The 13,502-nt window shown below is 27.7% G+C and carries 6 protein-coding genes; 3 read left to right on the forward strand and 3 right to left on the reverse strand.

Annotated features, from left to right (window positions below):
- Positions 1 to 297 precede the first annotated feature (297 nt).
- The 3 genes from E1I18_RS02450 to E1I18_RS02460 all read right to left on the reverse strand — a co-directional run bounded on the left by E1I18_RS02450 (position 298) and on the right by E1I18_RS02460 (position 10,609).
- Positions 298 to 528: a YneF family protein gene (locus tag E1I18_RS02450; RefSeq protein ID WP_141484015.1), complete on the reverse strand. Its 231-nt coding sequence runs from the start codon at positions 526 to 528 to the stop codon at positions 298 to 300.
- Positions 529 to 561: 33 nt separating this feature from the next.
- Positions 562 to 9,675, reverse strand: coding sequence for an SGNH/GDSL hydrolase family protein (locus E1I18_RS02455; RefSeq protein ID WP_141484016.1), 9,114 nt, complete (start codon positions 9,673 to 9,675; stop codon positions 562 to 564).
- Positions 9,676 to 10,114: 439 nt separating this feature from the next.
- Positions 10,115 to 10,609, reverse strand: coding sequence for a deoxycytidylate deaminase (locus E1I18_RS02460; protein WP_141484017.1), 495 nt, complete (start codon positions 10,607 to 10,609; stop codon positions 10,115 to 10,117).
- A 160-nt stretch (positions 10,610 to 10,769) separates the two neighbouring features.
- Here E1I18_RS02460 and E1I18_RS02465 point away from each other — a divergent pair, with 160 nt between their 5' ends.
- Genes E1I18_RS02465 through mgtE form a run of 3 tightly spaced genes read left to right on the forward strand, consistent with a single transcriptional unit; the run spans position 10,770 to position 13,390 of the window.
- A complete protein-coding gene (locus tag E1I18_RS02465) occupies positions 10,770 to 11,069 on the forward strand; it encodes a hypothetical protein (RefSeq protein ID WP_141484018.1) in 300 nt (99 codons plus the stop codon).
- Position 11,070: 1 nt separating this feature from the next.
- Positions 11,071 to 11,745, forward strand: a complete 675-nt coding sequence (locus E1I18_RS02470; RefSeq protein WP_141484019.1) for a diadenylate cyclase — start codon at positions 11,071 to 11,073, stop codon at positions 11,743 to 11,745.
- 1 nt (position 11,746) lies between these two features.
- Positions 11,747 to 13,390 (forward strand): magnesium transporter, encoded by a 1,644-nt coding sequence (gene mgtE / locus E1I18_RS02475; RefSeq protein ID WP_235888478.1) that lies wholly within the window; start codon positions 11,747 to 11,749, stop codon positions 13,388 to 13,390.
- The last annotated feature ends 112 nt before the right edge of the window (positions 13,391 to 13,502 follow it).

Below are 13,502 nucleotides of genomic sequence, written 5' to 3' on the forward strand. Positions count from 1 at the left end.
ATTTGAAACTCTTCATTGTCTTGAAACCAATTCTTTTTTAACTTTCATATATTAATTATACCACATTTAAGTATATAAGTATAAAAAATATATATTTTTATATTTTTATAAATAAAAATATAGAGCCGTAGAGGGCTCTAGTTTTATACTTAAAGTGGGAAACGCAGGTATTATTATTAATATTTGTTAAATTTTGTATTTCTACATTGATTATTAAGAATGGTTATATGTTAATCAATAAAATTTTAATACTTTTTTTAGTCTTTAGGATAAAAAAAACGGCACAAGGCCGTTAAATTATTTACCTGCATTTTGCATTGAACGCATTACGTTTTTAATTTGTTGTTCAGAAGCCTTTCGTCCCATTTGAAGAAACATTGCTCTGATCATTTTTTCATTGATAGGAGGATTTTCTTTAAGTTGTTTTTGGATTTTTGATCTTGCGATAAAAAAACCAATCAAACCACCAATAAATCCTATAGCAATTGATACAAATACAAGAGTTACTATTCAACCAGTTGTTCCCATTTTATCTCCTAATAGTTTTAAATTTTATCATAATTATTTAGTTTCCACAGGTTGATAACCTTTTATCATATCCTCTAGTAGAACTTGTTTTTTTGTTTTTGTTTTATTATATTTCGTGTCTTTAGTATCACCATAATAAATGTAAACGAGTGTGTGATCACGACCGTAGAAGCTATCGCTTAAACTACTTGAACGAGATCTGTATGTTGATGTACTAAAAAAACCACTGTAAGTGAGTACCTGATAACCTGCTATGAAGTCGTCTAGCGCTTCACTATTTTTATTAAATCCGATAATGTCTTTTTTATCTGAATATTTATTTAAAACTCCTGAATAATTTTTTATATTGTCTTCAAATGCATTTTTATATGCATTGGCCACTACTTTTTCAGCAGATATAGCAGTTCTGTTTCAAAATACAATTTTTGGTGTCACATTATTGTACATAATTTGTGAAAAGAATGCATAAAATCTTCATAAGGCTTTATAGCCATCACTATTTTTCTTGAGATCGTTGATATCTTTATATTTATCTTTTGTGTTTAATTCTTCAAAAAATGCTTTAACTAGAGGTGATACGAATATTCTAACAAACGCAGTTCCATCACCGTTTAAAATGCCACCAATTCCGCTAAATGCATCAAATGATACAGAACTTTTATCTCCAAACATTGTTGCATAAATTCCTTTATTAGTAGATTGAGGCGAGTATTGGAAAATTAGGTTAATAAAATCTGAGTATGCCTTAGCATCTATTTTTTCAAAAATCTGTTTGAATACATCAGAATTTTGGAATATTTTACCTAATAATATAACTCCTTTATCATTTGAGATAAATTTAGTAGCACCTTTAATTAATGCATTTTGCATCAGTGTTGGTAATTCTTCAATTTTGTGATTTTCTAGTTTTTGCAATGTTGTGAAAATCTCATCAATAACATCGTTAACAATTCTTGTGTTGACTGCTTGTTTAAGTAGTGATTTTACAAATTTTTGTACAACATTGACTTTATCTTCAGGGAATTTAATTTCAGAATCTTGCATAAGTTTGGCTAAAATTTTGCCAACTGCTTCAGAAATTGAATCGTTATTAGTGATTGTATTTTTTATTCAAGTTTTTAGATGTTCTTTAATTGTTTGAGCATTGTTTGATTTAAAGAATTTAGACAATGCGACAGGTCAAGAATCTAATTCTGCATATTCAGTAGAATTGTTAATTATTTCATTGATAAAAGTATTGAGAATTTGCTTCAATTCATTTGATTTGAATGTGTCTTGCAATGTTTTAGTTGCATCATGCTGACTAATTCCGAAATTTTGTAGATTTTCGCTTAATCCAAAATCGTTTATAAATTTATTGATTTGTTGGTCATTTGAAGTGATAGACATGATAACTTTTGATATATCATCAATCAAAATTTGTTTATTATCTTTCAATGTTTTTGATTCTAAAAGAGTTTTTACCAAATTATAGTTTCCTAAATCAAGTTCAGTCAATAATTGTTTAGCAAATTTACTTCCAAAATCACTAAGTTTATCTTTTCCGCTCGAAGCTTTAAACAATGCTTCAACAAGATGAGGTACAATTTTGAGTTTTTTAATTAATTCAGGTAGTTCGTTAAACAAACTCTTGCTAAATTCAACATTTTTTGGATCATTAACATCTACACCATAAGGTTCAATGTTTTCTTTTCATAAACTGTGCAATAAATTATAAAGATTTTTGTGTCCAAATATTTTAGAGACAATATTTTCTAAAGCACTTGCAACATGATCTCTGTTTTCTTTGTTTTCAAAAACAATATTAACAAGCTCACTAATTGAATTGATACTTGCAGTTTTTGTATCACTTAAGCCTTTTAAAGCTATTTCAAAAATTTTGATAACGTCATCTTTCGAGCTAACAAATGAATCTCTAAATATTGTTTTAAATTCTTCTTCGCTAAGATGTTTAGAAATTCTTTTACCTGTTGGTTCATCTAGTTGCTGATAAATTTGTGTAAATAATGTCCTTTGGTTTGGTAAGAATGCAACAATATTGTATGCAAGTTGTTTTAATACCTCGATGTTGTTTTTAATAATATCGCTATTCACATATCTTTTGAGTAAATTAAGCAAACTAATTTCAGGTTGAGCGAAGTCAAACACTGATTTTACAGTATTTTTGGTCAAAGCGGCTGTATCAATATGAGTTCCGTTTTTGCTCAATTCATCAACTAAACTTTCAACTAAATTGTGTGTAAGACTGCTAGATTGATTGTATTGAGAAAACTGATTAAGGATGTCAGAAACTAGTTTTTTAATTTGTTCTTCAGTAATATCTTTACCTAAAAGTTCATCAGATTTTAAGAATTTGACAATAACTTTAGTCAATGGTTCAGTAAATCCATTGTTTTTGATTGCATTGTCAAAGAATTTATTTAAGTTATCTTTAACTAGTTTTTTCTGATCTTCGCTCTTTAATCAATTTTTTATTATGAAATCAAAATCACCAATTTTTTCTTGAGTTACTTCATCAGCAAAAATTCCTTTTTCAATGAAATTTGCAAGTAGTACTTCGAGTTCGTTTTGATCTAAAAAGTACTCAATTAATGCTTTTGCATTATCGAATTCAAGAATTGAACCACCATATTTTATTTTGCTAACAAGATTGTTAAACAATGGTTTTACTTCTTCTAAGGTTAAAGATTTTTTAATAAATTTTATGAATTTAGAAAGTGGTACTGATTGAGTTGAACCCTTAATTCCTAGTTTTATTAAGTCAAAGTAGTTTTGAACTTTTTCAACTTCACTAGAATCAATTTTGGCTAAATGATCAATAAAACTATCTACAAAATCAGTAGCTTCAGTAGTTGAAAAGACTTTTTGAACAAGTTTTACAAAGTCTGCTTGTGAAATGAATTCACTTGCTTTTGCACCAAAACTTTGATAAATTTTGAGTAAAAATGCTTCATTTTTAGGTAGTTTAACAAGTAATTTTTTGACTAAAAACTTCAATATTTCACTGTGTTTATGAACTAAATTGTGTTTTGCGAGTGATTTAACAATATTTATGATACTTTTTTCAAGACTATCACCTTCATAAACAATTTTAAGAATTGACTCTATGAGTTTTTTTGCATCAATTTGAGTACCTTTTTGTGCTACTTGTTCAATTATTTCAGTAACAATTTTGTCAATTATTTTGCTATCTTTATTGATTGACTCAATGTTTGTGAATATATCTTTTATTAAATCTTTTATTTTATTTGTTGTGTCTTGATTATTTTGTTCATTCAATTGTGAATTTAATAGATGAACCAAAAGATTTTGAACCTTATCTTGCTTCAATAAATCAGTGATTAAGGTTGTTAAAGTTTGCTCAACACGTTTTTTATTTCCATTGCTTAATCAATGTTTAAGAATTACATCAATACTAATTATTTGACTTAATTTGGTGTTTGGTGCAAGTAAACCATCTTTTATGAAGCTATCAATAAGTGATTTTGATGAGTCGTGTGAAACGATATATTTAACAATTTCTTTGAGATCATTTGTTATTTGTTCATCATTTTTGCCTAACAATTTTGTGTTTAATTTTGTAAATATTGGTTTGAGTTCATCATAGTCAAAAACTTTATTTACCAATGCTACAAAACATTTGTATAGAGTGTCTGATTTTGATTCAGAATAAATAGTTCTAATTAAGTCAACAATGTCTTTAGATTTGTTTATTTTTGCTTCATCAATGTTTATTAGTTCATGAATAAGTTTTTCTATTAATGAATTGAATTCTGGTTCATTTGCTAAACGTGTTAAAACAGTTTTTATTGACTCTTTATTTTCAAGACTAAATCCAAGATTTAAAGTAATAAACTCAACAAATTTATCATCATTAGGTAAATATTTAAGAGTGTTTATGAAGACATTTTTGATTAGGTCTTTGTGATTATTAAATAATTTGTTAGCAACTAATTCTTTAAGAATATTATTCAATAGTTCTTCAACAGAATTTGCCTTAAATACTGATTTTCCAATGGAATTGGTCAAATCAATGAGACTGAATGAACTATTGTTTTGATTAAAGTAATTTTGAATTACAACAACAATGTTGTTAAATAGTTGATCTTTATCGTCTTTGGTCTTAATTGTATTAAAGATGTCAGAAACAAAAGATTTAATATTATCACGTGTAATATTGTCTGAAAGATGAGTTCTTGTGCTTAATTGTGATCAAATTAAGTCAGTAATAATTTCAACAAAATCATCACTGTTTACAAGGTCTTTGAGTAATTCAATAGTTTTTTGGCTAATTTCTTTATTGTGTTCAGCATCACTAAATCATTGCTTAAATAAGAAGTTTATATCTGTTATTTTATCTAATTTACTATGCTCATTTAATAAAGCATTTTGCACAAAATCCTTGACTAAAAAGCGTAATGATTGACTTTGTAAAAGATGTTTAGCAAAATTAAGAACATTTTCTCTATTAACATTTTTAAAGTTTTTAGCTCAATTTTTATGCTCGAAATCTAATGCTTCCTTAACCTCATCAAAATCTGCTATTTTCAATAATAATTCAAAGAAATTATTGAATATATCAGTATTTTTGTCGCTAACTAAAACGTGTTTCAATAGTTCTAAAACACTATGTGAATTTTGAATTGTTGAGTTATCAATATTGAGAAGCGAGTTAGTAATCGAGTTAAACGATGATTTAAACTCATCTAGTTCAAATATTTTGTTAACTAGTGAATTAAATTTTTCAGCTGTGAAAGCATCTGAATTTTGAAGTCCAAGAAGACCAAATAAATAGTTGTTTTGAATTAATGCTTGCTTCAATGAAGGTAAAGATATTTCAAGTAAATTACGCAATATTTCACTGTGTTTTTGTAATATGTTTTGACTTGCTAAAATCTTAATTATTTGCAATACTGACTGGTCAATACTATTTCCCTTAAACACTGAATTTACAATAGTTTTAGTAAAATTCGATACATCAATATTTGTACCATTTTTTGCTAATTGCTCAACCAATTCCGCAGACACATTATCAATTAAATGTGTTTGTGAATTTATCTCAGTAATACTCTTAAATAAATCACTTATGAGACTGTCTAACTGATTTTTATTGATTTTATTTGCAATATTAAAGCTTTGTAATTTTGCATAAATAATGTCTGATGTTAATGAAGAAAGTTCACCTGAATTTGTTCCACTTAAGATCAATTCAGCGATGTTTTGTTTAAGTTCATCCCTTACTTTTGCATCAGAAAGTGCATTTTTCAATATAGTATTGAAATCTTTTATGTTTTGCTCATTTGTTTTTTCACCAAATATTGCACTACTTAAAAATTGTGTGAGTATTTTTTGAGCAGCTTTTGTCTTAACAAGACTAACCACAAACAATTTGATTTTTTGTTTATCAAGACCTTTGAAACCACCAGGAATGAGATCAAAAAGTTTAGCAAAAACTGGATTTAACTCTTCATAATTGACAAGTTTTCCAACTAAAAGCAATATTTTTTCACTTAAGAGTTCTTTATTTGTATTGTTGTATATTGCTTTTGTGAGATCAAAAAGTGAAGCAATCTTTGAATCTTTATTGAATTTTAGTGAAGACAATGAGTCAATTAGTGAATTTAGTAATTCTATTGCTTCATTTTCATTTAGTAGTTTTTGTAGCAGTGCAGTAATTTCTTGTTGAGTAATTAAATCTTTTGTATAGGTTTTTAATGCAGAAGATATTGAAGCAGAAATTTGTTCTAGATTTTTAGGTTCTTTTATTGAATTAATCAATAATTTTGCTAGAGTTTCTTTGTTTGAACCTATTGCATCATTTTTGTTTAATGCTTCAATAATTTTGACAAAATTATTGTCAATATTTTTTCCATTAAATACTGAATTTTGTATCTTTTGGGCAAATAATGCTCAATTTACTTTAGTACCGTTTTGACTTAATTCAAAAGTTAATTGACTAACAATGTTTTGAATAATTGAAGAATTATGAGTTAAAAAGCTTAGACTCGATATACCATCTGAAAGTAATTTAATTAGTTTTTCTTTTTCAATATTTTGAGCAATAGGTGTATTTGCTAAAAGGTTTTGGTATATGACTTCTGCTAAGTGATCAATAAAGTCTTGATTTGCAAAGAGATTACTCAAATAAGTATTTATTTTTTGATTTGCTTGATCACGCTTAAGGTTGGTTGAAAGTCAAGTATGTAAAATTCCATCAAAACTTATGTCTGCAATATGTTGCTCATCACCAAAAATACCATTGAAGACAAAATCAAAAAGAAGTTCTTTAAAACCATCGGTTTCTAAGGCTTCTGAAATTAAATCACGAAGCAAAATTAAATTGAGTTTTTGTTTTTCACGAGGTAATTTTGACTGAATATTTTTGAGCAATGTTTCAAGTTCATCTGAATCTAAAACATTGCGAACAAGTTGGATAAGTGGTTCAAAAATGTGTGAATCTTTGCTATTTTTTAATAATTTTCTTATCAAATCCTTAAGCGATGTTGCTTGTTGAATTTCCTCGTATTTAATGTTATTTAAATCGCTTACAAAACCTTGTAATACTTGCTCAAAGTTATCATCAGTAAAAATGTTAGATACAAGATTGTAGAATGTTTTTTGATCAACATAGGCACCAATTTTGTTTTGCAATAATTTATACAAATAATTACTGATATTTTCAATATTTTTTGGTCTTTTAATGAAGTACCGTATTGTGTTTGAAACAAGTTTTTGCAGTGTTTCTGAATGATTATTTAGATCAATGTTGCTAAAGTTTTTGATAATTTTGAGAATTGTTTGATCTATGTTTTCTTTATTGAATTTTAGGTCAAAAGCGCCAAGCAAATTACCTATAAATTCTTTAGTGTTGAAATTTGTTGGTACTTGTTTGCGTAATTGTTCAAGAAATTTGTCTGTGAGAATGTTTGTTATAGAAAATTCAGTGTTTATTTTGTCTCAACCACTTATAAGTTTTTGAGCAATTACATTGATTTCACTTGTGTTAATTCCTTCAAAAATTTCAGGGAATGATTTAAATAAATTGGTTATGACTCTTGAAGCAATTGCTTTAAATTCAGGATTTTTTACTAAGTCGTTTAGACCAAATTTAATGATATTTCTTAATGATTGTTCAGTTTTTTTGTTGTTAATAAATGTGAATCATAGTTCTTCAAAACTTTTGCTTTGACCATATTTTTGACTATCTTCAATAATATTTCCAATGATATCCACAATGTTTTGTTTAAATGTGTCAGATTCTAAAACCAATGAAATTAACCTACTGATATCATTTTTTGATATATATTTTTCGATTTCTTCATTGTAAAAAGCTCCAACAAAGGAAGTGATTTTCGATTTTGTTCATTTGTGTGAAATTAAGTTGGTGAGTAAGGTTTTACTTACAGATTTGAATTCTTGTAAGTCTTCTTTAAATACTGATGTTTGTGAAAGTGAAAAAATTCACTTGATTATTTTTTGTTCATTTCCAAACTCTGATTTTAGAGCAGCAAAAAGATATTCAAGTTTATTAACTTTTGCTCCTTTTTTACCGTCGTTATCTCAGTCTTTCTCTCTAAATGTTTTTTCAACACTGAAAAGTAAATCTGCAATAATTTTGTTCTCTTTAAATCAGTTTCGTAAGCTGTTGTAATTTTTGGCATTGTTTTTAAATAAAAAGTTTTTAAAAACACCTTTCTCATCAATTTCTTTATAGAAATCTGATTCAAAAAAACCTGGTAGAACTTGATCGAAAAGAATTGAACCTAAGTCAATTAATTCTAAAACTCTATGTTTATAATTTTCATCATTGAATTTATTGTCTGATTGAGCTATGGTTCTAAGTTCATCGTTTTGTAGGATGAAATTATCTAAATCTTTGCTAAATAATTTTTCATAAACACTGAATTCTGAGTTGTTTAGGGAAATTTGAGTAAGGAATGAATCTTGGTCAGAAGTCAAATATTTTTTTGATCAATTTATGTTGTTTTTTCTAAATTCTGCTTGATTTCTGTTTGTTGTGGTGAGTTTAATAAACAAGTCAAGAGCAATTTTTTTATAACCTCTTATTCCAGGGTGTATATCAAAAAGTGTGTCAGTTAAAACTAAATTATTTTTTGTTCAGTACTCATAATCAAATGGATTTAGGTAATATACACCATGATTATTGGCTGTAAATTTAATTTTTTTGTTGATTAAGTCAATTAAAATTGAACTAATGCTAATTGAATTTTTAGGGTCTTTGCTGATATAACGATCAACCATATCAAAAATAGTTGTCATTGGAGTAGGAAAACCGATGAAATTTATGTTGACATCTTTGTTTAATTCACGTATTTGTTGAATTAATGAGCTTTGTGATTTTTCAATTGAGTCAAAAAATTCTTTAAATAAACCATTAACAAGTTTAACTACTGTAGGATAATCAACTCTTTTGTTGTTAATGATTTCAATAATTTGGCTAAAAGGAAAATTAGCTATATTTTTTCTTAATGTGTGTAAAAAATCATTTGCTCCTAATGAAATTGTGAGCAAGTTCGCGCTTTTTGTTTTTTCAATAACATCAGCGGCTTTTTGTTTTCAATTTTCGCCAAAACGTGCTTTTAAAATTGCTTCTTGAGCAACGGTAGGAGTAAATTTAGGATTTTTAAACTTCAAAAGCGTGTCTCATTCAACAAATGTTGAACCAGACACAGCATGGTTTTTAAAACTACCTAAACGATCAATTTGATTGAAAAAATATGCTAAATATGCAGGATATGAAAGACCACTTACTTTTCCGTTATCAAATGAGCCGGGGTAATCATTGTCTAACTTTGCAACAAAACCAGCCGTTATTGAGTCACCAAATGCCAAATAATTAATTTTTTTATCTTGCGCAATTAAATTTGGTGATTGCAAACGTGGTGAAAGTGTTAAAAAAGATCCTTGATTTTGTTCATTATTTATTGATTTTGATTCATCTTGATCCTTTTTTGGTAGTTCAGGAATTGACGATGATTGATCATCGTTATTGTTTTGAACAACTTGACTCGATTCTTTTAGTTTTTTCTCTTGAGTAGGTATTAAACTTAGTGTAGTTGCAAGCGTTACACTAAGACCTAAAGCAGCTAAAGAAATAAGCACATTTTTTACACGATTTTTTCTCATTAGTTCTCCGTTGCCCTTATTATATATTAGATATTAATATAAGAATAAGTAAAAGTTTGAAGTATTATACATATAAATTAAGTTACAAAATAAAAAAAGCAGAGTCATAACTCTGCATTATCATTAATTTAAAACTAAAATATTAATTTGTCATAATCTTAATTATGACTTGTCGGATGAAAAAAATGAATATAAAAAACAAATAATTCTAGTTTTAATTTTGTACTATTACCAATATTTTTATTGATAATGGTGCTAACTTATTATAGAACTTTAATTTAAAAAAGTTAATTATTTTTAAGTGATTTTCATAGTTAAAAATTTTAAAATTTTGCAGTTTTACACACTTAAAACATAAATAAATATCGAGCATTTTGTGCTCGATATTTTCTCTTTTTTTATTCAAAAATAAGTTTTTTTATTGAATTTTTGATTTTTTTTAGGCCTTGAACATTTTTTCACCAACTTGCACATTAACATTTGTGTCAATTTCTAGTTGAACACAATTAATATTGCAACTTTGCAAAATTTTACGAGCTATTTCACCATCTTCAGTATCATGATATTTATCAGACTCATAGATTACTGTGTCTATACCTGCTTGCACAATTGTTTTTGCACAATTTGAACAAGGATAAAGTGATGTATAGAGTGTTGCTCCTTTTGTTTTGCCAAATGCATTGATGATTGCGTTAACTTCAGCATGAATAACATAAGGGTATTTTGTGTCTTTAGGTTTTGATGCTTCACGGTCTCAAGGAAATGTGTCATCATCAATGCCTTTAGGCATCCCGTTGTAACCTAAACCAACAACTTTTTTATCTTTATCTACTATACATGCTCCAACTTGTGTGCTAGGATCTTTAGATCTTAATGCTGAAACTTTGGACAATGCCATAAAATAACCATCTCAATATAATGAATCTTTTTTCATAAATAAAATTATAACACTTTTAATACTCTGTAATTTTAGTGTTAAATTTCTCTAAATACTCAAAAATGAGTAGTTTTGGTCAAAAAAATAAAATCAAAACGCAGTCTATAAAATATATGATTTAAGATATAATAAAAATTATTATTTATTAAGGAGAAATATGGCTAAATTTGAAAAAGATCCACTAGTGTGTCAAGAAAGAATCCAAAAAAGAAGAGAACTTTTAATTGAACTTTATGAAGAAAATAAACAAGAATTAGCAAACCCTACACTTGTTAAAGAAGATACAATGAGCGAAAAAGAGTGCCAATATGCTGATTGTTTGTTAAGTAAATCTCTTATTGATGATAGACAATATAGATTAAGCAAAAAAATAAGTTTATTATCGGTTATAGCTTCAGTATTATTGATTGTTATTTTCACCTTAATGGCTCTAATGATTGGTTCTTTAGGAAAATAGAATGCAACATAATTTAGTTTTACACAAAGCAGCATCATATCAATTTTCAAATAATGCAGTGCATAAAGAAAATATTTTACCTACATCTTTGGCTCAAGTAAAGGCCGAAGATTGATTATTGCTTTCAATTCTTTTGCTTTTGGTTGCAATTTTATTGATTTTGATTGTTCCATCATTGACTCGTTATATTAAAGCAAAACTTGTTAAAAAACGATTTGACAAACTTGGAAGCAGTACTCAAATTCGATTGATAAATCAACTTCGTGAAGCTGTTGAATATTTTTCACACAATAAAATTGGTGCCCTGATTACTATTGAAAATAGTGATAAATTAGACGGCTTGCGAACTGATGGTATTATATTGAATGCAGACATAAGTTCATCGCTTTTGATTTCAATTTTCAATAAAGAATCGCCTTTACATGATGGTGCTGTAATTATTCGAGATAATAAAATTTATTATGCTGCAACTTTCTACAAAATTAGCAAAAAATCTATTGATAATCACTATGGGGCAAGACATCGAGCCGCAATGGGGATTAGTGAAGTTTGTGATGCATTAACTATTATCGTTTCTGAAGAAACAGGTGAATTGAAATTTGTGAAAAATGGTACATTTTTCAAAATTAGAGTTGAACAATTCCAAGAACAACTAATCAAATACTTAAAGGACTAAAATGAGTGAAATTCCACAAAACCCGCTACTGGAAAAAATTAAAAATATTGCTCTTGAAAAAGATGCTGATCAAGCAAGAGAATTAATTAATCAAAGTCAAAAAACAGATGTTATAGTTGCACTAAAAGAACTTGAAAAAGATGTGCAACTTGATTTCCTTACATTGTTAAAAACCTCTGATATTGTTGATGTTTTTTCATATTTAGATAGCGAAATTACTGATATTTTATTGCAAGAATGAATAAAAATGATTGCTCTTGAAAAAAACTTTCGAGCAGCAAGAGAGCTAGTTGATGAAATTCCTAATGCAGATATTGCTTCTGCACTAGGCGAACTTACTAAAGATGATCAACTTAAATTTTTAAGAATGTTAAAAACACCTGATGCAGCAGAAGTGTTTTCATATTTGGAAACAGAAATGCAAACAAATTTAGCTTTAAGTTTTACTGAAGAATGAGGCATGAAACTTCTTCAAGAACTTCAAAGTGATGAATTGGCCGACGTTTTAGAGGAATTACCAGCAAATGTAACAAGTAAAATTATTGCTTATACTCCTCAAGAAAAAAGAAATGAGATCAATAAAATTCTTTCATATGCAGAAGATGAAGTCGGCAGCATTATGAGTGTTGATATTTCTTCAATTCAAAGCACATACACCTGTGAACAAGCACTTGCAAAGATTAAACGTGATTACAATAAAAAGAATGCTGAACTTGTGCACTACTACTATGTTGTTAGTCCTACACAAAAACTTTTAGGAGCTTTAACACTTGAAGAAATTGTGTTTGCTGATGCAAACAAAAAAATAGAAGACATTTATTCACCAGTTACTTCAATAAAAGCAAATGAAAAAAGTGAAAACGCTGCCAAAATTTTTTCAGAGCACGATATGTCTGTTCTTCCTGTTACCAATCAAGACAATCGTCTTATAGGAATGATTACTAGTGATGATGTGATTGATGTTATTCATGATGAAGCGACCGAAGACATTTATAAAATGGCAGGTATTAATACCAAAATTGCTGATGCTGAAGACTACTTAAAAACTCCTTGATATTCACTTTTGAGACAAAGGATCTTATGAGGAATTATGATCCTTCTATTCTCAACAATACTCGAAGTTTGTTCATACTTTTTATTTAAATCTTCATTTCAAAAAATAGAACCAAATCTAAATATAATTTCACTTTTTGTTGCTTTTGTTGTATTTATTCCTACAATAAATACCGCCGTTAAAAATGGTGGTATTCAGTCAAATACCACTGTAAAACGTGTATTAACGTTAGATTTGATTGATTCCAAAGACTATGGAAAAGTTCTTTTGAAAGAAACATTAGTCGGTTTTACACTTGGTGTTTGTTTAGCCTTGATCAATGTTGGACGGCTTGCAATATTTTTAGGTTCAACAAGAGACTTAATTCAGTATGCTGCTCAATCATGATCAATAATTATTGGCTCATCAATTGCTTTAATTCTCTCATTAACATTAATAAAATTTGTATCAGCATTAATTCCAATTTTGTATGCTAAACACAAAAAAGATCCAGCAAACTTCTCATCTGTTTTACTACAATCTTGTGCGGAATTGATGTCATCACTGTTAATTTTTGGAATTGTATTCATGTGTCTACAATTGTTTAAATAATCACTACATTTTGTGCTTGCACAAAATGTTTTATTTTACTTATATACACATTTTTGAGTACTTTTGGTAAATTTTTGAACTCACAAAACAGCGCTAAATTATATTCAAATAA

Origin of the sequence: Mycoplasmopsis mucosicanis (genome assembly GCF_006546935.1) — a bacterium.
Classification (GTDB): Bacteria; Bacillota_I; Bacilli_A; order Mycoplasmatales; family Metamycoplasmataceae; genus Mycoplasmopsis; species Mycoplasmopsis mucosicanis.